Source organism: Neptunicella marina (assembly GCF_014270035.1).
Lineage (GTDB): Bacteria > Pseudomonadota > Gammaproteobacteria > Enterobacterales > Alteromonadaceae > Neptunicella > Neptunicella marina.
This window is the reverse complement of record NZ_JACNEP010000001.1, coordinates 67,017-89,087: the sequence shown is the minus strand read 5'-3', so window position 1 is coordinate 89,087 and position 22,071 is coordinate 67,017. Positions and strand designations below refer to the sequence as shown.

Below are 22,071 nucleotides of genomic sequence, written 5' to 3'. Positions count from 1 at the left end.
GTTTGCATGCCATTGAATGCAGCATCGTTTCACGTTCAGGATCAACATGGCAATAGCTTAGCCCATGCTGTTATTGAGTTGGCTGGTTCCAAACAGGATACAACGAAGTCTCAGCTGCCCATTGCCGTTATGGATCAAGTAGATAAACAATTTGCTCCCCAGGTATTATTAATTCAACAGGGGCAGTCTGTTCAGTTTCCAAATAGTGATGATATTCGTCACCATGTTTATTCTTTTTCGCGAGCTAAACCTTTCGAGCTGAAATTATATGCGGGAAAACCCAAAGCGCCGATCCCGTTTGAACATGCAGGTGTGGCTGTACTGGGCTGTAATATTCATGATTCTATGGTCGGGTACATATATATTGCTCAGTCAGAACATGCCGTTATGACTGACTTAAATGGTGATGCTCAATTGGATGCCGATCCAGACCAAAGTGTTTATGTGTGGCATAGTTTAAGTGTAAATGGCGCAGAGAGTCGTAAGAAAGTAACCTTGTCTACACTCAATTCAAAAGAGGGCGCGTACATCTTAATCTTAAACACTGCCGAGCCCAAAGTCCGTGATACGTTTGGTGATAAGTTCCAGTTGCAATGACATTTCAAACCAGTCTTAAGAATCAGATTATTTTATTCAGCGCCATTGTGGTGCTAATTACTTCTGTTACCAGTCTTGCCAGCTTTTGGTGGTCGACCAGCGAATATAATGAAAAACGCATTGAAATGGATATTGATAACGCTGAAAACGTGTATGAACAATATCTGGCAGCTAAAGAGAACTTACTGATCACTGCGGCAAGAGTATTAACCGCTGATTTTGGTTTTAAAACAGCGGTGGCTACCAACGATGCCGAAACCATTGCCAGTGTGTTAACTAATCATGGTCAAAGGATTCAGGCCGATTTGATGCTATTGACGGATTTGCAGGGCAGGTTGGTGTCTTCCAGTTCGCAGGAATTTATCGCCGGTACGGATATGGCAAATGTGGTGAAAACTTTATTAGCCAGCGATTTCCACGCACGTTTTATCCAGTTTGATAATGTGCTTTATCAGGTGATTATTTTGCCCGTTAAAGCTCCCAGAGCGATAGCATTCAACTTAATTGGTTTTCGTATCAATCAGCAGGTAACTGACGATCTAAAACAAGTCACGGGTCTGGAAGTCAGTTTTATTGGTCCTCAAAAACATGTATTTAGCAGTTCACTGGAGCGCTCGGTTGATGGAAATTTGGTTGACTATTTTACCGAACACAAAGTCAGAGGTTTGCTGGGGCAGCGCGTCGCATATGTTAACCGAACCATTGCACTTAACAGTTTACCTGAGGAGCCGGTTAGCATTTTATTAAGTGCCAGTTTGCAGCAAAATTATGATGAATTTGATCGGTTGTTACTGACCTTCGTTGCACTGGCTGCTGTAGCAATGGTGTTATGTTTATTAATTAGCAGTCTGCTCGCCAGAAACTTAACGGTTCCTTTGTCCAGATTGGTGGTGACTGCACGCCGCTTTGCTCGGGGGGATTATGCCAGCGAGCAGGAAGATAATCGCAACAGCAGTGAAATTCGTGAGTTATTTGCTGCGTTTTCCGATATGGGGAATGAAATTCAGCAGCGTGAGCAACAAATTTTATATCAGTCACAACACGACAGCTTAACCGGACTGTTTAATCGCCACGTTATTCAGCTTCATATTGAGAAGCTGGTTGATGCTGCCGAGCCGTTTTGGGTGTTGGTGTTGGACATTAAAGGCTTGAAACAGATCAACGACAAACTGGGACCTCAAATAGGCGATGATTGTATTCAGGTATTAGCTAAACGACTGGTTAATTTCTGTGATGGTAACGAGGAACATAATGCCAGAATCGGTGGTGACGAGTTTCTGATGGTACTGCCGGTCGCGTCTTTGCATAATCCCGATATTCAGGTAGATAATTTATTAGACAAGCTGGCACAACCTTATCGTGTGCGCGATTTATCCCTTTCTTTGCAAATTAGTTGTGGGGTGGTTAAGTATCCACAGGATGCTGCAGATGCTAAATCTATCTTAAGACGTGCCACTATAGCCTGTGATGCCGCGTCCAATGCCAATCTGCCTTTGCGTTTCTATCAGGCCGGTGAGGATGAAGCGCATCTGGAACGTATCGCCATCGTTGAAGACCTGAAAAATGCCATTGAAATGGATGATGGCCAGTTATTTATGGCGTATCAGCCAAAAGTACGTGCGACAAATGGTAAGGTGGAAAAGGTTGAAGCGCTTATTCGTTGGATAAACAAGGATGGGAAATTTATCCCGCCAGATGTGTTTATTGAATTGGCAGAACAGGCAGGTCTAATTATTCAGTTAACCCAATGGGTGATTAATACGGTTGTCGCGCAGATCAAAAGCTGGCAACAGCAGGATGTGTTTATTAATGCCTCAATTAATGTCTCTGCACAGGACCTTACCCATGCAGATTTTCTCGAATATCTGCAAAGTTGTATTGAGTTCCATCAGCTTGATGCAGGTTTTATTACGATTGAACTAACCGAGCGCGATATGATGGAGGACGAACAAAAAGCTCTGGCAGTGGTCGAGCAATTAAAGTCGCATGGGTTTACATTGTCGGTAGACGATTATGGGGTTGGGCAATCATCACTATCCAAATTAAAGCAGTTGCCACTGGATGAATTAAAGATCGATAAAAGTTTTATTTTAACGCTTGATCAAAGTCCGGGAGACCAGATTATTGTCAAATCAACTATTTTGCTCGGCCATGAACTTGGTTTTACTATGGTCGCTGAAGGGGTTGAAAATCTCGCTTCATACAATTTGCTGAAAGAATTTGGTTGTGACCAACTGCAAGGTTATTTTATTAGTCGTCCGCTCAGTGCGGCCGATTTTATACAATGGTTAGCGAATTATGAAAATCACTAACACAATTTGCATCATTCTGGGCATATTGGGCTATTGTGTGTCGGCGATGGCTGGGCAGGGAAAGATTTTGGCCACGCCCGGTGTATCACAAGCAGAAGGAGCTGGTGGTGGAGGTATTGTACCCTGGGCGCAATTAGCCGGGTACGCCTCGCGTGATGAAATCGCGGTAAATGGCTTTTGTAGCCGTGCGGGATTAGATGACTATCAACTTGACGTATGCGGCGCTCAGCTTAATTTGTATGACAGGGTAGAATTGTCGGTCGCTAAACAAACCTTTGATGTGCCTGCACTTAATATGCAGATTAAACAGGATATTGCAGGGGTTAAAGTCAGGTTATATGGGGATATCCTGTATTCGGCACTCCCTCAGATTAGTGTTGGATGGCAACATAAATCACTTAAAGATGGCACGATTGCAAACTTATTAGGCGCAAAAGATACCCGTGGTGATGATTTCTATGTAGCCGCCAGCAAATTGCACCTCGGTGCATTGGCGGGTTATAACTTTTTTTGGAACGTCACTGCTCGTTATACCGACGCCAACCAGTTAGGTCTGTTAGGTTTTGGCGCTGAGGGACAACATCGGAGTATCCAGCTTGAGGGAGCTGCTGCGGTTTTTCTAAATCCGAATTGGGCGGTGGGAACGGAATATCGTCAGAAGCCCGATAATATGGCCATTAAAGAAGATGACTGGCAGGATGTTTTTATTGCCTGGTTCCCCAATAAGCACTTTACTGTGACGGCTGCATGGTTAAATTTGGGTGATATCGCAGGTGCTGAAAAACAAACTGGCTGGTACCTTTCGATATCGGGAGCCTTATGAGCATGTGGCGTAAATGTGTAATTGGGTTGTTTGCAACTATTATGCTTGGTGGCTGTCAGAATACTCCGGAGCAAACGTTGTATCAAAGATTGGGAGGACAGCAGGGGGTTGAAAAACTGGTTGATAATTTTATTAATCAGATTGGTCACGATAAACAAATTTTTCATTTCTTTGCTGATTCTAAAATTAGCCATTTTCGTCAGGGATTTATACAGCATTTGTGTGCAGTGTCTGATGGCCCATGCCGTTACACCGGTGACAGTATGGTGGATATTCACACTGGCATGATGGTTAAAGAAGGTGATTTTAATCACGTGGTTGAATTGTTGATTAATGCAATGGACGACAGTGGAATTGAAACACCTGTGCAAAATGCCTTGTTAGCCAGATTGGCACCGTTGCGCTCCGGGATTATTTATCGTTAGTACCCGCATTACGAGGTTGAAGTGAACAAATACAGTTTTAAATGGTTGGTTACGGGAATGTGCTCGGTATGGTTGGGTCTGATGACTCAGGTCAGTGCTGAGCCGCTGGAATTGGTCAAAATCAGAGTGAATCAGCAACATCTTGAAGTAGAACTGGCTGATACTCCGCAGGAACGGGCTAAAGGCCTGATGGAGCGTAAAGATGCCAAGCCGGGCATGTTGTTTGTTTATCCTTATCCCAGACAAACGGCTTTCTGGATGGCAAATACTTTGATCCCACTGGATTTGGCTTATATTGACGAAAATGGCGTGATCACTTCAATTATTCAGATGAAAGCTCTGGACGAAACCACACATCCATCGCCGGGCAAAGTGATTGCTGCACTGGAAATGGAGTTAGGTTGGTTTGCCAAAAATAATGTCAAAGTTGGCGATAAGATCGAGTTCGATAATTAAAAATTTATGATGAAGTTAAGGCGCCGACCGGCGCCTTTTTTGTGTGGTTGAAACGATGATGTTAGAAGGTTTTATTCAGTAATTCCGCCAGACTTTTTGCTGCCTCCCGGGCAATATAATCAATGCGTGCTGGTGGATTATTGTCTGCCACTTCATAGGTTACCGCATGCACACCATAGGTATCGGCAATATATTGTTTGAATACACCACTGTTCTTTTTGTAGCCTGCCTTTCGTTGTAACTTAAGTGTCCAACGTGTGCGCTTTTGCACATCATCTAACCACTTATCGGTAAAGCCACTGGGCGATAAGTTAATTTTGTCGTCAGGCATGGTGTAAAACACATCTTCATAAGTAGAGTGGAAATCCAGTGCAAAGACGATTTTGCCGCCAGTGGTAGTGATTTGCTGAAGTTTATCTCTAATGGCTTTAGTTTCAGGCTGACTGAACCGATACCAATCCCGGTTTAAATCAATACCATTGACATTACTGCGCCAGTTGCCTTCGTTTACCCCATCGGGATTAACCAGAGGAACCAGTAGAATATTAAATTTTGTGGCGACGTTATTTTGATTTAGTAATGTTTGGGTAAATGCCTGTAATGCAATAGCACCGGTGGTTTCCGGCGGATGTTGTCTTCCTATCATCACTAGCCAATTATTGGAATCCGGCGTGGTAGAAATTAGTGCAGTGATATCCCGCCCTTTTACCGATTTGCCCAGTGAATCCTTTTTTAAATAGGGATGTTGTTTTACTAAGTCTTTCTCAAATTTCAGGTAATCCTGTTCAACCACGGGCGGCTGAGCTGTAACCCAAATATCTGATTGCTCGTCATTAATGGTGAATGTCATTTTGTTTTTTTCGACATCGAATTTAACGGTGTGCCAGTTATAGCCGTTATCGTTACTTATTTTAGGTAAATAACGCGCCCGGTATTTGCCAAAATCGAGGGTTAAAGTAAGTGCTGTCTGGCTTGGTTTGTGCAGCTTAAAACTAAACCAGGGGCTGGGATTTACATCTGTTTTTTCAGGCAAAATGCTGAGTAAGTAATGTTTATCCGTTAATTTTTCGCAGTCAGATAATCTTGCTGCACTGAAATCACGATTGAATTGAATGTTATCAAACTGACATGCGCTAAAAGCACTGGAAGAAAAAACATAATTAGCTAACAGCAAAGTAAAAAACAACACTACCCGCATCAGGGATCCTTATTTCTAAGCCGGTTATATATGGCTATGAGTCAATAGCATTGATACTAGCATTGAAATAAAAGGATTTTTATCAAAGATACGACGACAGCGATGACAGTGTTTAACTTTTGAACAAAGTGTGCGGCTGTCATCGCAAGTGATGTTACATACTCGTACGTTGTTTAGATGCTAGGGTGACCAAAATGTAGGCCAGCAGACTCATTCCAACAAACCCCATCGCGATAGCGGTTACACCTGTTTCAACAAACTGGCCAATAAAAATCGCCACAGGCACGGATAACAAGCTGCTAAGTGAACCAATAATCGCAGCACCTAATCCTGCCATATCACCCAAGGGCTGCATCGCCAGCGAATTTAAATTTCCAAACAGGATCCCCACACAAAAATACATGGGGAATAATAAGCAGAGTAATTGCCACAATGGTGGTTTGCCAGCTGTATTAACACACAGCACCAGTAAAATAATACTGCCTACAAATAAACCAACCATAGCGAGCTTACTGAGTTTTAACATACCGTGACGCATGACCAGCATGCCATTGGCAAAAGAGGCAAAACCGACCGAAAACGCCAGTAATGCAAAGTATGCAGGGAATAAGTCACCGGTTTGATAAATCGACTGGAAGATAGTTTGTGATGTACTGATGTAGGCTAAAAAGGCTCCAAAAATAATCCCCATTGCCACCGTAAAGCCCATTACTTCAAAATGAGTAAGAATATATTTGCTTGATTTGGCTAAATCAGACCAACTAAATATCCGCCGTCTTTCTGGTGGTAGTGTTTCTGGTTGACGCACAAAGAACCAAAATCCCAGTGTGACCGTTATGAGTAAAAACAGAGTGAAGATATGTCGCCAGTGGAAAAACTCCAGTACGGCCTGTCCCACAACCGGTGCGATCATAGGCACTAAAATAAACACCATCATAATAAATGACATCACGCGTGCCATAGCTTCACCCTGATACTGATCGCGGATTAACGCTAAGGTGGCAACACGAGGGCCTGATACTCCAAACGCCTGCACAACACGGCCAAACAGTAACCAGTTTAAATCCTGCGACATTAAACAAATAACTGTGCCCAACAGATAAATAAATAAACCGGATAACACTGCGCGACGACGCCCTTTAGTATCAGAATACGGGCCGTAATACAGTTGGCCTAACGCCATGCCAAAAAAGAACAACGAGACAATCAGATGGGTCTGTTGTGGCTCTGGTGAATTAAGTGCCTGCCCGATTAAATCGAGGGCGGGCAGCATTGCGTCGATACTGAGCGCCACCAACGACGTCATAAAGGCCATTAACGCAATAAATTCCGGCAGGGACATCTTATTTTCCTGCGGTGTCAGTGAAGACTGAATGGGGGGCATGTTACCTCAAAAATTAAAATTGGCTGATTGCGACAGGTTCAGCCGGAAACACCTGTAAAACTAACAATGTATTAGCTGGCGCGTTCGCCACGTAAGTTCTGGCCAATCAGAGATTTTACCTGCTCAACCGGTAAGTTTTGTGACAGCAAATAATGTAACTTGGTCAGGCAGGCTTCCATTGTCATATCACCGGCCGATATCACGCCAAGCTGTGCAAGTGCGTTACCTGTGGCATAACCGGCCATATTGACTTTGCCTTTTAAACACTGAGTGCAATTAACCACCACTATGCCTTGCTCATCTGCATGTTTAAGTTGTGCTAATAAGGCTTCATTTTGTGGCGCATTGCCGACACCGTAACTTAATAAAATAAGAGCATTAACTGGCTGCTGGATGACATTACGCAGCACATCGGCACTGATTCCCGGATAGAGAGTCACTACACCGATAGGTTGCGGTGTAACTGGTGTGACCTTCAGAGGTTGGTCAATTGCTGCTTTTACTTCCCCTTTGATGACTTCAATGTTTATGCCCGCTTCCAGTAATGGTGGAAAGTTAGGTGAATCAAATGCACCAAAACCATCGGCGTGAATTTTTTTGCTTCGATTGCCGCGCAGCAATTTATTGTTAAAAAATAAACTCACTTCCGGAATAGGGTAGTTAGCTGCCAAATAGAGCGAATTAAGCAAATTGACCTGACCATCTGAGCGCAATTCTGCCAGCGGGATTTGTGAGCCGGTAACGATTACCGGTTTACTTAAGTTTTCCAGCATAAACGACAGGGCAGATGCGGTGTATGCCATAGTATCTGTACCATGCAGGATAATAAAACCATCATACTCATGGTAATTTTGCTGAACATCATCAGCGATAAGTTGCCAGTCTGCTGGCGACATATCTGATGAATCAATCAAACAAGGGTATTCATGGATAGTAAAGTCCGGCATCTCCTTGCGGTGAAATTCCGGCATATTTGCCAGCGTCTGGCTTAAAAATCCCGCTGCGGGCACATAACCTTTGCTGGAAGGTCTCATACCGATTGTGCCACCAGTGTAAGCGATATAAATGTGTTTTTTCATCGAATATTTTTTATCTGTTATTTGGCGCAGGTTAGCCCGCTATAATACCTTGTTCGCTTTGCTGTGTCTGTGAAACAAATCAGGCCCACCGAAGTGAGCCTGACTGATTTCTGTTACCTGATATTTACAGGTTAGATTTCACAGGCCAAACACCTTGCATAAATACCGTTTGGATCATTTAGCTCGGTTACCGGCTTAATATCTCCCAATACACTGTTTAGTAACTTGACCAGTGCATTTGGCTCGCTGGAAATATCGGACTTAACTATGGCTGAAGCTTTGCCAAATAACTTTTGCATAAATTTTTGCTGAGGCGACAACTCTTTTTCGATGGTTTTAGTATCGTATTTTTCCAGACCAGCCAGCTTGGCGGCGGAAGCAATCGCATCGTTGATATAACCAAGATGATCAACCAGTCCCAAATCTTTTGCTGCTTCACCAATCCACACACGACCTTGTGCGATTTGATCAACCTGTTCTTTGGTCATATGGCGGTTTTCAGCCACCATGGATATAAATTTATCGTAACCATTTTCAATTGAACGCTGGAAAATAGCACCCACTTTAGGATCGAGGGCCCGGTATTGTGAAATACCAGCCAGCTCAGTGGTGGCAATGCCATCGGTGTGGATACCAATATGTTCAAGTGAGTTTTCAAAGGTCAGGAACATGCCAAATATACCAATTGAGCCAGTAATGGTTGAGGGAGCTGCCCATATTTCATCGGCACTGGCTGAAATCCAGTAACCGCCAGAGGCTGCGACGCTGCTCATTTGTGCAACGACGGGTTTGCCTGCCGCTTTTAAGCTTTCAATTTCCTGACGGATAACTTCTGACGCAAATGCGCTGCCACCGGGTGAATCTACATAAAGCACTACCGCTTTTACGCTGTCATCCAAACGAGCTTTACGCAATAAACGGGCAGTACTATCACCACCAATGGTACCCGGTTGCTTGCTGCCATCTAAAATTTCGCCTTTGGCTACCACGATCGCAACGTTATCTGTCTTACTTTTTGATGGAAAAGGCGAGCGAATAACATCTAAATAGTCATCTAAATCGATATTAGTGTAACCACGCTTACTATCGGATTTTCCCACGATGTCGCTAATATCATTTACGACTTGCTGACGCGTTTTTAATGCGTCAACCCACTGATTATTGAGAGCATACTGGGCGAAATCACCGTTGGCTTCTTCAAGCTTGGCTAGCAAAACATCGGCCTTTTCATCGAAGTTGCTGATGTCGACATTACGCGCATTCGCAACCGATTCTTTATACTGCTGCCACATGGCAGATAACCAGGCGTTGTTGGCCTCTTTGGCGGCATCTGACATATCATCACGAATGAATGGCTCAACCGCAGATTTAAAGGTTCCGACCCGGAAAATATGGGCATTGGCTTTTAATTTTTCCAATGCGCTTTTGAAATACATGCCATAACGACCAAATCCTTCAAATAACACTGTGCCCATCGGATTCAAATAAAGGTGATCGGCATGGGCCGCCAGGTAATACTGGCCTTGAGAATAGTTGTCGGCGATGGCAAATACCGGTTTGCCACTTTGTTTAAAGTCATCGATCGCGGCAGCAATCTGCTCAAGTTTGTCCAGACCGGCGCCACGCATGTTTTCCAAATCCAGTACCAGCGTTTTAATACGCTGATCTTCCTTGGCATTATTGATTGCAAAGATAATATCGTCTAATAATTCTTCGTTTGGTGTGTCTTTATGACCGGTGGCGTCTTCGACAAAGGTTTGAAGCGGATCAACTGCCTCTTTTTGAATAACAACATTACCTTTAATGTTTAAAACCAGCGCCGATTTCACTGGCACGGTAATCTTATCATCACCGGAGAAGGCGGCGCTGATGATAAATATAACGATAACGATGAAAATAATGTTAAAAAATGCACTTCGAATGAAGTTGAGAACGTTCCATATTCCGACGAAAAGGGCTTTAGTCCAGCTATTACCTGATGCCATTTAGTACCACCTATATTTTTGCAATCCTTCATTCTAACCATATGATTAGTGATTACGAAATCCTAAATGTAATTAAATATGATCTTGCGCTTTTTATTCTGGCTATTTAGAGTAGACTGCGTCAACAGGTAAGACCAGTCAGGGTGATAACAATGTCAAACAAGGCCACAGCCATCCCGCAACCAACGTCAGTAAACAGCCATGCACTTTATCCTCATTTATTCAGACCTTTGGATTTGGGGTTTACTCAGTTAAAAAACCGTGTATTGATGGGCTCAATGCACGTAGGACTGGAAGAAGAAAAAGACGGTTTTAAGAAACTGGCTGCATTTTATGCTGAACGTGCTAAAGGTGGGGTCGGTTTGATTGTCACAGGTGGCGTGAGTCCCAATCGTCGGGGCTGGATTTTCCCTTTTGCATCAAGAATGGCAAATAAACGCCACGCCAAAGAGCACCGTCAGGTGACGGATGCAGTGCATCAGGCTGGCGGTAAAATCTGTATGCAGATATTGCATACAGGTCGTTATGCTTACCATCCCTTTAATGTGGCACCTTCTGCTATCAAGGCCCCAATCAATCCGTTTAAGCCCAAAGCACTGTCTGTACGTGAAATTAAAAGTACCATTAAAGATTACGCTAACAGCGCCAAAATGGCGCAACTGGCAGACTATGATGGTGTTGAGATCATGGGTTCTGAAGGTTATCTGATTAATCAGTTTTTATGCCCGCGCACAAATTTACGTGACGATGAGTGGGGCGGAAGTTTTGAAAACCGCGCACGGTTAGCGATTGAAACCGTCAAAGCGGTAAGAGCGGCAGTGGGTGAACAGTTTATTATTATCTACCGTCTGTCTATGTTGGATTTGGTTGAAGGCGGACATGAATGGGCAGAAGTGGTTGAACTGGCTAAATTAATAGAACAGGCAGGGGCAACCATTATTAATACCGGCATTGGCTGGCATGAAGCCAAAGTGCCAACCATCAGTACCTCTGTGCCGCGCGCAGCTTTTACCTGGATCACTCAGCGTATGATGGGGCAGGTTAATATTCCGCTCATCACCTCAAATCGCATTAATGATCCTGCCGTTGCTGAACAGGTTTTAGCTGAGGGCCATGCCGATATGGTGTCAATGGCACGTCCTATGCTGGCGGATGCGGATTTTGTGAATAAAGCCTACGCCGGCAAAGCGGACACTATCAATACCTGCATTGCCTGTAATCAGGCCTGTTTAGACCATGTGTTTGAGAAAAAACGGGCAAGCTGTCTGGTTAATCCCAGAGCGGGCTATGAAACCGAATTAAATTTTGAACCTGCAGCACAAGTTAAAAAAATAGCCGTCGTGGGGGCAGGCCCGGCAGGGCTGGCATTTAGTTGTTACGCGGCAGAGCGTGGTCATGAGGTTCACTTATTTGATAAGGCATCGGAAATAGGTGGGCAGTTTAATTACGCCAAACAAATTCCGGGTAAAGAAGAATTCCACCAAACCTTGCGTTATTTTGCCAATCGTTTATTGGCATCAGGGGTGAAGCTACATCTGCAATCAGAGCAGAGTGCAGAATCTCTGCAACGGCAAAACTTTGATGAAGTGGTAATAGCAACAGGTATTACGCCGCGTCAGTTGGACATCCCGGGCATTGAGCATCCCAGCGTATTAACCTACCTTGATGTGTTGAAATCACACAAAAAAGTGGGTGATAAAGTCGCGATAATCGGCGCAGGTGGTATTGGTTTTGATGTGGCGGAATATCTGGTTGAATCGGATTCGCTTACGCTGGATAAACAGCGCTGGCTAAAAAGTTGGGGCATTGATCAAAGCTACTCACAGCGTGGCGCATTAACGCAGCCTGATGTAGCCCCCGCCGAACGCGAAATTTATTTGCTGCAACGTAAAACCAGTCGGGTGGGTAAGGGCCTGGGTAAGACGACCGGCTGGACTCACAGAGCCACATTAAAGGCTAAAAATGTGCAAATGATTCCGGGCGTCAGTTACGACAAAATCGATGATAAAGGTCTGCATATTACTGTTAATCAGCAATCGCGTTGTTTAGAGGTGGATAATGTGATTATTTGTGCTGGCCAGCAACCTAACAGGCAATTAGCACAACAGCTTGAAGAACTGGGTATCGTAAGTCACTTAATTGGTGGAGCGGATGTCGCATCTGAACTGGATGCCAAACGTGCAATTCGCCAGGGCGCTGAACTAGCGTCCGTCATTTAATTAATACTCTTTCAAGAACAGACTGAAGCCGGACATTGTGTCCGGCTTTTTGTTCCCTCAATTACAAATTGTTCAGGTATTAAAAGCCCGGCTTGGGTATAAATAAAATTCACAAGGTTTTTTCAATTTATTCAGTAATCTGGCAACATAATACACTGGCATTAACAGTGTGCACATTAGCAACAATTCGACATTAAAGGGCATCCATTGAATCTGTTAGAAACAGCACGTTTTGCGGTGAAATCGCTTCTTGGACAACTGGTATTTATTGTGTTGCTTATTGTGAGTGTCGATAAGCTTCCCATTTTGCTTGGCCAATATATGCAAAAACTGCAATGGTTGCCGCACTCTTTGTTACTGGTCGCAGCAGTAATGTCGGTGCAATTTGGTTACAGCCGCTTGTTTATTGCTTCGTTACTGTTGTTGGCCAGTTTATATTTGCCAGCTATCCCTGCAGGGTTTATTGACCCTCTTCAAGTTCAGCATTTCCTGCCAATTGTACTGGTGACGTCTATGACCACTCTAATGTGGGATAAGGAAAGGGGTTTCAGCCCAGTGGCATTATTAAGTGCTCTTGTACTGCTGGTGTGCGCTAATGCCGCGGTTATTATTGCCAGTATGTCGTTGCATATGACGTCAGCAGAGTGGTTGAATCAGCTATTACAGCCGCCCAGTATAGCCAAAATGAAATTCAGCGGTGCTGAATTGTTGTTATTAGTGATGATTCAAATCATCGGTATTATTCGTTTTATACTGGCGCCGACCAATCGTCATGCCGCTTTGATGCTGGCGACTCTAAGTGTCTCGGGCATGATGCTGTATTTTGGCATGATTTTGCCTCAGTTAATGTTAAGCATGCTGGCTGCTGCTTTTTGTGTGTTGATCCTGCACGATAGCTACAACATGGCGTTTAAAGATGAGTTAACCGGTATTAAAGGTCGCCGTGCGTTAATGCAATATGCCGCAACACTGGGTAAAAAGTATGTTGTGGTGATGGCAGACGTGGATAAATTTAAGTCTTTTAACGATAAATACGGCCACGATGTGGGAGATCAGGTATTAAAAATGGTCGCCAGTTGCGTAGACAAAGTAGGCGGTGGTGGGCGCGCGTTTCGTTATGGTGGCGAAGAATTTACCATAGTGTTTGCCAATAAATCCGCACAACAAGCTAAAGTGTTTGTTGAGGCTGTGCGTGAAACAATTGGGGCTCGACCCTTTTTATTACGCGATCAGGACAGGCCAAAGTCCAACTCAAAACAACGTAAAAATCCACCCAAGAAAAGCCAGCAGGTATTTGTTACCGCCAGTTTTGGTGTGGCTGAATGTGGTCAGCAGTTAACAGAATTTGATGATGTGATGAAAGCGGCAGACGGCGCCTTATACAAAGCTAAGGCGGCTGGCCGAAACTGTGTTAAGCTGGCCCCGTAGTGTTGAGTAACTGAAAAAACAATGAATAAATGCCTGATTAGTCTTGTTGTCTTTGTCGCACCGGTGGTGCAGTCTTGCATTGCGGTGGCGAATGCATCTTTACCTCATCAGCTGGATAAAACACATTTACAAACGGTTCACTCACATCAACAGGATAGTACCCCGCAATCTGATATAGCTGATGGCTACAATTCACAACACAATATTCAGGATTGTCACCACTGTGGTCATTGTCAGGGTAATCACGCTAACTCTGCCATTTTGGTCAGTGCTACTTTAAATAGCAGTCCGATTAAACAAGGAAAAAGTCCTGGCTTTAGCCAGTTTATTCCGGAATATATCCCCGATAATTTACTCAGACCTCCGATTAAAAATTCCCAATCCGTTTAACCGTTAAAAGGCATCAACTGCTTTGATGTCATCGTTTAAAACTTAAAAATAGCTGGCGTTAAATCACACTTTTGGTGTGCTGCTGGCTATGGGAATTAAAAAATGATAACTGCTTTTTATAAGCCGGTTGCATTGTGTGCAATTGGTTTTATGTTTATTTACGCTGGTGCGTCACGGGCTAATGAATCACATCAGCATCAGCGGGAAAATGTTATTGAACTGTCGGCCAGCCAAATTGAGACCGCGGGCATAAAAATTCAACCCATCAAAAACACCGGCGCTAAATTAGTTTTTAGGGCACCGGCAGAAATAAAAGCCAATGGTTATACCAGCTATGTGGTTTCGCCCAGAGTCGAATCTGTGGTGCTAAAGCGTCATGTTTCACTGGGTGAACATGTGGCGGTGAATCAGCCTTTGATTACCTTGTTCAGTGACAAAGTTGCCGAAGCGCAGGCGCAATACCGTATCGCCTTTGCTGACTGGCAGCGTTTAAAAACGTTAGAAAGCTCAACCGTGAGCGAGAAATCCAGACGTGATGCCCAAACCCGGTACATTGCTGCTAAAGCGCGTTTAATCGCCTATGGACTGGATGACGATAGCATCAAAAAGCTGGTCGAGGATAACAGCACAGCGCTGGGGGAATATACTTTGCCTGCGAGGCTCTCCGGTACTGTATTAAACGATGACTTTCGTCAGGGGCAACGGGTTGAGGCCGGTCAGGCATTAATGGATATTGCTGAAGAATCGGTATTGTGGGTTGAGGCACGCATTGCTCCACAAGCTGAACTGCCACCTTTAAGTTCATTAGCTGTTTCAGTGGATGTGGCGGGCAAGCAATATAACGCTTCACTGAGTCAGCAATCGCACATTATTGATGCACAAACCCGCACCCGTATTATTCGTTTGCAGCTTGAAAATCATGGCCATCAGTTACATCCAGGCATGTTTGCCAAAGCCCTGTTTGCAGAACAGGTGTCGGGTATTTTTGTCCCGCAACATGCCTTGATGCAAAGCGACGACGGTGACTGGATGGTGTTTGTGCAAACAGAGCCCGGACACTTTGCTGCGAAAGAAGTGCAGTTGAAACGTAGCTCAGGCCAGCACGTTGAAATTTCAGGAATAGAAGTTGGTGAGTCGATTGTTAGCCAGGGGGCTTTTTTTATACAGTCTCAAATGGCCAAAAGTGGCTTTGATCCACATAACCACTAAGGAGCGGCCATGTTATTTCACAATATTATTAAATGGTCAGTGGAACGGCGCATGCTGGTGGTGCTGACAAGCTGTATTTTGTTGGTAATTGCGGCATTTCAACTACCTGATTTAAAACTGGATGCCTTCCCCGACGTAACAAATGTGCAGGTTTCGATAAACACCGAAGCGAAAGGATTAGGGGCGGAAGAGGTTGAAAAGCTGATTTCCTTTCCTATCGAATCGGTAATGTATAGTTTGCCCGATGTCGAGCAAGTGCGTTCCATTTCTAAAAATGGATTGTCTGTGGTGACAGTGGTATTCAACGATGTCACCGATATTTATTTTGCAAGGCAGCAGGTATTTGAGCAGTTACAAACTGCGGTGAATCAAATTCCAAAAGAGGCGGGCACACCCACCATGGGACCTAATTCATCCGGTTTAGGGCAGGTGTATCAATACTTATTATTAGCCGATGAGGATAGTGGTTATGATCTGATGCAGTTACGCAGCCTGAATGACTGGGTGGTTAAGCTTTTATTAATGCCGGTTCAGGGGGTGACTGAGGTATTGTCATTTGGTGGAGAAGTTCGCCAGTTTCAGGTCAATCTCAATGCCGATAAATTGCTGGCGTACGGCTTATCACAACAGGATGTGCTGCAGGCCGTTGAAAATAACAATATGAATGCGGGGGGCTGGTATATTTCAAGAGCCGAGCAACAGCTGGTTGTCCGGGGGATCGGCTGGCTGCAAGCCGGTGAATTAGGACTGAAGCAAATAGCCCAAATTCCGGTTAAAACCCTTGATGGTACCGTCGTAACTGTGTCCGACCTGGCGCAGGTGGAATGGGGGGCTGAAATTCGCCAGGGCGCTGTCACCATGACACAGCGGGATAAACATGGACAAGTGCAGGCTTTGGGGGAAGTGGTGTCCGGCATAGTGCTCAAAAGAACCGGCGCCAATACCAAAGCGACAATAGACGATATTAAACAGCGCGTAACTCTGATCCAGCAGGCGTTGCCACAGGGTGTGAGCTTCAGACCTTTTTATGACCAGTCTAATTTGGTAGAGCAGGCGGTCAATACCGTGGTTAAGGCTTTATTGATTGCCTTTGTCTTTATTCTACTGGTGTTGTTACTGTTTTTACTCGATCTTAAAGCGACCTTGTTAGTGATCCTGTCTGTCCCAATCTCTATTGCATTAGCGTTATTGGTAATGTCGCTGTTTGGTATGTCAGCCAATTTAATGTCGTTAGGTGGCATTGCGGTTGCCATTGGTATGTTAGTCGATGGTTCGGTGGTGATGGTTGAAAACCTATTAAGCCACGGCAATAACGCCCGGCAAACCGACTTTATCAATGCGGCATCAGCCGTTGCAAAACCGGTTTTTTTTGCCGCACTGATTATACTGGTGGTGTTTTTACCCTTGTTCAGTTTTGAAGGTGTTGAAGCTAAGCTGTTTGAGCCAATGGCCATCAGTATAATGCTGGCGATAGTTGCGGCTGTGGCAGTGGCATTGGTGTTGATCCCCGCATTAGCCAGTTTGACTTTACGCACCAATAAAACCCGGGTAAATCCCATTATGCTGAGATTGGAAAACGGCTATCGGCAACTGCTTTTCCGTTTAACCAGACACCGCAATAAAATCGTCTTATTAACCATGGGGTTGTTTGCACTGTCTCTGGTGTTAGCCAGTAAGCTCGGCAGTGAATTTGTGCCGGAACTGGAAGAAGGCACAATTAATCTAAGGGTCACACTTGCCCCGTCTGCCAGTTTAGATACAGCGTTAACCGTTGCGCCAAAACTGGAAGCTATGCTGATGACATTCCCCGAAGTAACTTATGCCTTAAGCCGGATAGGCAGAGCAGAAATCGGTGGTGATCCTGAGCCGGTGAATAATATCGAAATCTACATTGGATTATTGCCAGTCAGTCAGTGGACCAGCGCCACTAATCGATTTGAACTGCAACATAAAATGCAACAACAGTTGGAACAGCATCCGGGATTGTTGTTTACCTTTTCACAACCCATTGCCACGCGGGTAGACGAGTTATTATCCGGGGTAAAATCTCAACTGGCTATAAAGCTGTTTGGACCAGACCTTGAGGTGTTAGCGCAAAAAGGGCAGCAATTAGAACAGCTAGTGCTGGATGTGACAGGAACTCGTGATGTAGCGCTTGAACAAAACAAAGGTGAAGCGCAACTGATCGTTGAGCCTGACCGGGAGGCCTTATCCCGTTATGGCTTGTCGGTGGCTGACCTTATGCAGTTAGTGAGTCAGGGCATTGGTGGCGTGAGTGCGGGTTCGGTGATAGAAGGCAATGAACGTTATGATATTTATGTGCGTCTGGCTGCTGAATACCGCGATCAGATAGACGCAATAAATGCACTTATTTTACGTTCACCCAGTGGGGCCTGGGTTAGAGTGCAGGATGTTGCTCAAGTTAAAATACAATCCGGATTACCGCAAATTCGTCGGGACGATGTGCAGCGCAGATTGGTCGTTGAAGCGAATGTTCAGGGACGGGATATGGGCAGTGTCGTCGCTGATATCAGGCAAAGGGTGAATAACAAGCTGGATTTACCCGCTGGTTATTCTGTGGTGATTGGCGGGCAGTTTGAATCGCAACAACGGGCAGAAAAACGTTTAATGCTGATGGTGCCGGTGTCACTGGCATTAATAGCACTGTTGCTATTTATTACATTTGCGAGCTGGTCACAGGTGGCGTTAATTTTAATTAATGTGCCACTGGCTATGATAGGCGGCATTGTTAGTTTGTACGTATCCGGATTGTATATTTCTGTGCCTGCTTCAGTTGGCTTTATTACCTTGTTTGGGGTGGCTGTGCTTAACGGTGTGGTGATGGTGGATAGCATCAATGCACGACTTGGCAGTGGAATAGCTTTAAACGAAGCGGTGTTAAGTGGCGCAGCGAGCCGATTACGACCGGTTTTAATGACGGCCATAACCTCTGCCTTGGGTTTAATTCCGGTATTAAGTTCAACTGGGGTAGGTGCTGAAATTCAGCGTCCTTTAGCCACTGTGATTGTGGGAGGCATTGTCAGTGCGACCTTTCTTACACTGATTATTTTGCCTTTATTGTATCCGGTCTTTTCAGGACAAAAGCGGTCTAGCGGATTTTAGGTTTATTGGAGTTCGCCAGCTTTTTAGCTGCGCGAGCTTCATCTTGTTCTAACCACTTTTTTATTAATAAAGCGATGCGTTTATGGTCTTCTTCGGCCATGCTGGTCAGTAATTTACCCACTTTCTTTTTGGCGGCCACTTTAGGTTGCTGGCGCGCGAAAAGATTATGCAATGGGCTTTTTTTATCCTGACTCATTAATCCACACCTCTTTTTACGATATTTCGTGATCATTGAAAGTTTAAGGTCTTTGATACTTTCCTGTACTAAGAATAACTTTTAATCGCAGGAAGCACTATGGCGTTAATTATACGTTTGTCCCAATTTTATCGTTCGACTATTAATAACATTTCAGTTGCTGATGGACTTGCTCCCTTATTACTGCGCTTGTATTTAGCTCCCATTATGATTCAGGCTGGCTGGACTAAATATCTGGCGTTTGACGACACAGCTGCCTGGTTTGGCAACAGTGACTGGGGGCTGGGTTTGCCATTTCCTGTGTTACTGGCAACACTGGCAGTGGCTGCTGAATTAATCGGCGGTGTATTGCTGTTGCTTGGTATTGCAACACGTTTAGTCAGTATTCCACTAATGATAACTATGTTAGTGGCGATCTTTTCAGTGCACTGGCCAAACGGCTGGCTGGCAATTGCCGATGGCACTAGCTGGTTAGCCGATGGCACAATTTTGTACAACGAAAATGTAATGGCCGCTGCCGATAAATTAGCCAGGGCAAAAGAGCTGTTACAGCAATATGGCCACTACGACTGGCTGACCAGTAGCGGTAACTTCGTGATTCTGAATAATGGTATTGAGTTTGCGGCGACCTATTTTGTGATGTTACTGACACTGTTTTTTAGCGGTGGTGGTCGATTTGTCAGTATTGATTACTGGTTAGTCGGTTGGTTAAAAAAACAGGACGTAAATTAGAGCGTGCTGAACTTTGCTGTATGAATTTTGTTCTAACTAAATGCTTTTTAATCGCGACGCTTATTTGCAGACCTAATGGATTAAGTCAAAAATAAGTAACATTATGGCGTAGGGAACGCCATAAAACAGCTTTAGCTGGCCGCGAAGCGGTGAAAGACAGGAGTCTTTCATAAAGAGTGAAAAGTGTTTAGGACGAACCCTTCGGGCAACGTTTGCGCGGTATTTCTAGTGCTTCAGCACTCATTTATGTAGAACAACTACACCACATTTGTGCTTCATTGTTTAAATACCGCGCAATTCGTTGCAAAAATATACCGCAAAGATCAACACGCTCTAAAATAATAGTTGCGAACTTAATGCGCTTTTTCTAAGTTAATCAGGAATTTTAGCAATACATAAGGCCAATTATGCAAGCTCTTGAGTTGTTACTTCATCGTTCTTCTCAACCCCGATTACATGAGCCGGCGCCATCAGGTGAGGCGCTGGAAAATATAATGCAGGCGGCGCTGCGCGCGCCCGACCATGCTGCATTAACACCCTGGCAGTTTATCGTTTGCACCGGTGCGGGTTTACGCAAACTGGGGGATATTTATGAAACGGCGGCGATTGCCAACGATATGTCAGAAAAAGACATACAACGCGCCAGTGACTTACCGCTGCGTGCACCTATGGTGATTGTAGCCATTGCGAAATATGTCGATCACCCTAAAGTGCCCTGGGTAGAGCAGGTGGCATCAGCGTCATGTTCGGTGCATGCCATGCAAATGGCAGCGCTGGCACAAGGTTTTAATGGTATTTGGCGCACCGGTGCTTATGCACAAATGGATGAAGTGAAACAGGCACTTAATTTAGCGGAGCAGGATGAAATTGTGGGTTATCTGTATTTGGGTACACCCGCAACTGAAGGGCCAACACATCCCGCCAAAGATACCTCTCAGTATTTTACCTTTTGGGACTAACGTACTGCGCTGTTATTTTATGTAAGGTAATAAAAAAGCGTCCTGATGGACGCTTTTATAGTTTTAGCTGTTTTTTTATCAATTAGTAGTTGGCATTGCCCGGTGTACGTGGGAACGGAATCACATCACGTACGTTTTGTACGCCGGTTACATAAGCCACTAAACGTTCAAAACCTAAGCCAAATCCGGCGTGTGGCACTGTGCCATAACGACGCAGGTCGCGATACCAGCCGTAATCTTCTTTATCTAAGCCCATTTCTTCCAGACGCGCATCAAATACATCCAGACGCTCTTCACGCTGAGAGCCACCGATGATTTCACCAATACCCGGCGCTAATACGTCCATTGCAGCAACGGTTTTACCATCGTCATTTAAACGCATGTAAAAGGCTTTAATATCTTTAGGGTAGTTTTGCATAATGATAGGCGCACCGACATGCTCTTCCGCCAGATAACGTTCGTGCTCAGAGGATAAATCCACACCCCAGTCAACCGGGAACTCAAAGTCTTTACCGCTGTTTTTAAGAATTTCGATGGCATCGGTGTAATCCATGCGTACAAAATCCTGTTCAATCACTTTTTGTAAACGTGTGATGGCTTCTTTATTAACACGCTCAGCAAAAAACGCCATATCATCAGCACGCTCTTCAAGTACCGCTTTGAACACGTATTTGAGCATATCTTCAGATAGCTGCGCGATGTCTTTTAATTCAGCAAAAGCCACTTCCGGCTCAATCATCCAGAATTCAGCTAAGTGACGACTGGTATTGGAGTTTTCTGCACGGAAAGTCGGACCGAAGGTATAAATTTTAGATAAGGCACAGGCGTAAGTTTCACCGTTTAACTGGCCAGATACCGTCAGGTAGGTTTCTTTACCAAAAAAGTCTTCGCTGTAATCCACGTCGCCTTTGTCAGTGCGAGGCAGGTTATTCATATCCAGCGTGGAGACACGGAACATTTCTCCCGCGCCTTCGGTATCACTGGCGGTCAAAATCGGCGTGCTGACCCACACATAACCATTTTCATGGAAAAAGCGATGCAGTGCCTGCGATAAACAGTTACGTACACGCGCTACCGCACCAATAATATTAGTACGGGGACGTAAATGAGCATGTTCACGTAAATACTCGATTGAGTGGCGTTTAGCTGCCATCGGGTAAGTATCTGGATTTTCTACCCAGCCAATAATGGTGACCTCAGTGGCATCAATTTCCCATGCCTGTCCCTGACCTTGTGATGCTTTGATGGTACCTTTTACTTCTACAGAGCAACCGGTAGTCAGCTTTTTAATGTCTTCGTAGTTATTCAGTGAATTTAAGGCGATAACCTGAACAGGGTCAAAACAGCTGCCATCGTGTACAGCCAAAAATGACAAACCAGCTTTTGAATCACGGCGAGTGCGGATCCAGCCTTTAATAACCACGTCGGTACCTTCGGCAAATTTGCCAGACAGCACTTCAGCTACCGGGGAATGCGTCATGTATTTCTCCAATCGAGCGCAATGCGAATTAATCATTGTAATGTTTAAGAGTTGAGCCAGTTTTTGCTAATTAGGG

General features: G+C 44.7%; 18 protein-coding genes. 12 read left to right on the top strand and 6 right to left on the bottom strand.

Annotated elements, in window-relative coordinates; genetic code table 11:
* Nucleotides 1-6: 6 nt before the first annotated feature.
* The 5 genes from H8B19_RS00425 to H8B19_RS18910 are packed head-to-tail and all read left to right on the top strand — an operon-like array spanning nucleotide 7 to nucleotide 4,613.
* Entirely contained in the window at nucleotides 7-597 is a 591-nt protein-coding gene (locus H8B19_RS00425) for a methylamine utilization protein (RefSeq protein WP_241737428.1), read from the top strand.
* Nucleotides 594-2,909 (top strand): putative bifunctional diguanylate cyclase/phosphodiesterase, encoded by a 2,316-nt coding sequence (locus H8B19_RS00420; RefSeq protein WP_186504807.1) that lies wholly within the window; start codon nucleotides 594-596, stop codon nucleotides 2,907-2,909. The genes H8B19_RS00425 and H8B19_RS00420 overlap by 4 nt, the downstream gene beginning before the upstream one ends.
* Nucleotides 2,896-3,732, top strand: a complete 837-nt coding sequence (locus tag H8B19_RS00415; protein ID WP_186504806.1) for a DUF3034 family protein — start codon at nucleotides 2,896-2,898, stop codon at nucleotides 3,730-3,732. The genes H8B19_RS00420 and H8B19_RS00415 overlap by 14 nt, the downstream gene beginning before the upstream one ends.
* Nucleotides 3,729-4,157 carry a group I truncated hemoglobin gene (locus tag H8B19_RS00410; protein ID WP_422121138.1) on the top strand — a complete coding sequence of 143 codons (429 nt, stop codon included), beginning with the start codon at nucleotides 3,729-3,731 and terminating at the stop codon, nucleotides 4,155-4,157. Before H8B19_RS00415 ends, H8B19_RS00410 begins: the two co-directional genes overlap by 4 nt.
* A gap of 21 nt (nucleotides 4,158-4,178) precedes the next feature.
* Nucleotides 4,179-4,613, top strand: coding sequence for a DUF192 domain-containing protein (locus H8B19_RS18910; RefSeq protein WP_186504805.1), 435 nt, complete (start codon nucleotides 4,179-4,181; stop codon nucleotides 4,611-4,613).
* 61 nt (nucleotides 4,614-4,674) lie between these two features.
* Here H8B19_RS18910 and H8B19_RS00400 read toward each other — a convergent pair whose 3' ends face one another.
* The 4 genes from H8B19_RS00400 to sppA form a co-directional block, all read right to left on the bottom strand.
* On the bottom strand, nucleotides 4,675-5,811 hold the full coding sequence (locus tag H8B19_RS00400; protein ID WP_186504804.1) for a M14 family metallopeptidase: 1,137 nt from the start codon (nucleotides 5,809-5,811) through the stop codon (nucleotides 4,675-4,677).
* A 154-nt stretch (nucleotides 5,812-5,965) separates the two neighbouring features.
* Nucleotides 5,966-7,153: a multidrug effflux MFS transporter gene (locus tag H8B19_RS00395; protein ID WP_338401474.1), complete on the bottom strand. Its 1,188-nt coding sequence runs from the start codon at nucleotides 7,151-7,153 to the stop codon at nucleotides 5,966-5,968.
* Between the two features lie 113 nt (nucleotides 7,154-7,266).
* Complete coding sequence (ansA, locus tag H8B19_RS00390; RefSeq protein WP_186504802.1) at nucleotides 7,267-8,274, bottom strand: asparaginase; 1,008 nt, start codon at nucleotides 8,272-8,274, stop codon at nucleotides 7,267-7,269.
* 131 nt (nucleotides 8,275-8,405) lie between these two features.
* Nucleotides 8,406-10,259 carry a signal peptide peptidase SppA gene (gene sppA / locus H8B19_RS00385; RefSeq protein WP_186504801.1) on the bottom strand — a complete coding sequence of 618 codons (1,854 nt, stop codon included), beginning with the start codon at nucleotides 10,257-10,259 and terminating at the stop codon, nucleotides 8,406-8,408.
* Between the two features lie 152 nt (nucleotides 10,260-10,411).
* On the opposite strand from sppA, the gene H8B19_RS00380 reads away from it, so the two are divergent.
* The 5 genes from H8B19_RS00380 (at nucleotide 10,412) to H8B19_RS00360 (ending at nucleotide 18,628) form a co-directional block, all read left to right on the top strand.
* Nucleotides 10,412-12,478, top strand: coding sequence for an NADPH-dependent 2,4-dienoyl-CoA reductase (locus H8B19_RS00380; RefSeq protein WP_186504800.1), 2,067 nt, complete (start codon nucleotides 10,412-10,414; stop codon nucleotides 12,476-12,478).
* Nucleotides 12,479-12,685: 207 nt separating this feature from the next.
* Nucleotides 12,686-13,906, top strand: coding sequence for a GGDEF domain-containing protein (locus H8B19_RS00375; protein WP_186504799.1), 1,221 nt, complete (start codon nucleotides 12,686-12,688; stop codon nucleotides 13,904-13,906).
* A gap of 21 nt (nucleotides 13,907-13,927) precedes the next feature.
* Nucleotides 13,928-14,296 carry a hypothetical protein gene (locus tag H8B19_RS00370; protein ID WP_186504798.1) on the top strand — a complete coding sequence of 123 codons (369 nt, stop codon included), beginning with the start codon at nucleotides 13,928-13,930 and terminating at the stop codon, nucleotides 14,294-14,296.
* A gap of 102 nt (nucleotides 14,297-14,398) precedes the next feature.
* Nucleotides 14,399-15,505 (top strand): efflux RND transporter periplasmic adaptor subunit, encoded by a 1,107-nt coding sequence (locus H8B19_RS00365; RefSeq protein WP_186504797.1) that lies wholly within the window; start codon nucleotides 14,399-14,401, stop codon nucleotides 15,503-15,505.
* Nucleotides 15,506-15,514: 9 nt separating this feature from the next.
* Nucleotides 15,515-18,628 (top strand): efflux RND transporter permease subunit, encoded by a 3,114-nt coding sequence (locus H8B19_RS00360; protein ID WP_186504796.1) that lies wholly within the window; start codon nucleotides 15,515-15,517, stop codon nucleotides 18,626-18,628.
* Here the strand turns inward: H8B19_RS00360 and H8B19_RS00355 are convergent.
* Complete coding sequence (locus H8B19_RS00355; protein WP_186504795.1) at nucleotides 18,615-18,824, bottom strand: hypothetical protein; 210 nt, start codon at nucleotides 18,822-18,824, stop codon at nucleotides 18,615-18,617. The two genes, H8B19_RS00360 and H8B19_RS00355, sit on opposite strands and share 14 nt — an antisense overlap.
* 99 nt (nucleotides 18,825-18,923) lie before the next feature.
* On the opposite strand from H8B19_RS00355, the gene H8B19_RS00350 reads away from it, so the two are divergent.
* Nucleotides 18,924-19,556: an HvfX family Cu-binding RiPP maturation protein gene (locus H8B19_RS00350; protein ID WP_186504794.1), complete on the top strand. Its 633-nt coding sequence runs from the start codon at nucleotides 18,924-18,926 to the stop codon at nucleotides 19,554-19,556.
* A gap of 407 nt (nucleotides 19,557-19,963) precedes the next feature.
* Nucleotides 19,964-20,515, top strand: a complete 552-nt coding sequence (locus H8B19_RS00345) for an NAD(P)H nitroreductase (RefSeq protein ID WP_186504793.1) — start codon at nucleotides 19,964-19,966, stop codon at nucleotides 20,513-20,515.
* Between the two features lie 82 nt (nucleotides 20,516-20,597).
* Here the strand turns inward: H8B19_RS00345 and asnS are convergent, their stop codons facing one another.
* Nucleotides 20,598-21,995, bottom strand: a complete 1,398-nt coding sequence (gene asnS, locus H8B19_RS00340) for an asparagine--tRNA ligase (protein WP_186504792.1) — start codon at nucleotides 21,993-21,995, stop codon at nucleotides 20,598-20,600.
* Nucleotides 21,996-22,071: the final 76 nt, after the last annotated feature.

Bases quoted from the DNA above. Each gene is read 5' to 3' on its own strand.
- H8B19_RS00425 (WP_241737428.1), top strand. From the start codon at position 7: ATGCCATTGAATGCAGCATCGTTTCACGTTCAGGATCAACATGGCAAT.
- H8B19_RS00370 (WP_186504798.1), top strand. From the start codon at position 13,928: ATGAATAAATGCCTGATTAGTCTTGTTGTCTTTGTCGCACCGGTGGTG.
- H8B19_RS00350 (WP_186504794.1), top strand. From the start codon at position 18,924: ATGGCGTTAATTATACGTTTGTCCCAATTTTATCGTTCGACTATTAAT.
- H8B19_RS00420 (WP_186504807.1), top strand. From the start codon at position 594: ATGACATTTCAAACCAGTCTTAAGAATCAGATTATTTTATTCAGCGCC.
- H8B19_RS00400 (WP_186504804.1), bottom strand. From the start codon at position 5,811: ATGCGGGTAGTGTTGTTTTTTACTTTGCTGTTAGCTAATTATGTTTTT.
- sppA (WP_186504801.1), bottom strand. From the start codon at position 10,259: ATGGCATCAGGTAATAGCTGGACTAAAGCCCTTTTCGTCGGAATATGG.
- H8B19_RS00355 (WP_186504795.1), bottom strand. From the start codon at position 18,824: ATGAGTCAGGATAAAAAAAGCCCATTGCATAATCTTTTCGCGCGCCAG.
- asnS (WP_186504792.1), bottom strand. From the start codon at position 21,995: ATGACGCATTCCCCGGTAGCTGAAGTGCTGTCTGGCAAATTTGCCGAA.
- H8B19_RS00395 (WP_338401474.1), bottom strand. From the start codon at position 7,153: ATGTCCCTGCCGGAATTTATTGCGTTAATGGCCTTTATGACGTCGTTG.
- H8B19_RS00365 (WP_186504797.1), top strand. From the start codon at position 14,399: ATGATAACTGCTTTTTATAAGCCGGTTGCATTGTGTGCAATTGGTTTT.
- H8B19_RS00415 (WP_186504806.1), top strand. From the start codon at position 2,896: ATGAAAATCACTAACACAATTTGCATCATTCTGGGCATATTGGGCTAT.
- H8B19_RS00360 (WP_186504796.1), top strand. From the start codon at position 15,515: ATGTTATTTCACAATATTATTAAATGGTCAGTGGAACGGCGCATGCTG.
- ansA (WP_186504802.1), bottom strand. From the start codon at position 8,274: ATGAAAAAACACATTTATATCGCTTACACTGGTGGCACAATCGGTATG.
- H8B19_RS00410 (WP_422121138.1), top strand. From the start codon at position 3,729: ATGAGCATGTGGCGTAAATGTGTAATTGGGTTGTTTGCAACTATTATG.
- H8B19_RS00345 (WP_186504793.1), top strand. From the start codon at position 19,964: ATGCAAGCTCTTGAGTTGTTACTTCATCGTTCTTCTCAACCCCGATTA.
- H8B19_RS00380 (WP_186504800.1), top strand. From the start codon at position 10,412: ATGTCAAACAAGGCCACAGCCATCCCGCAACCAACGTCAGTAAACAGC.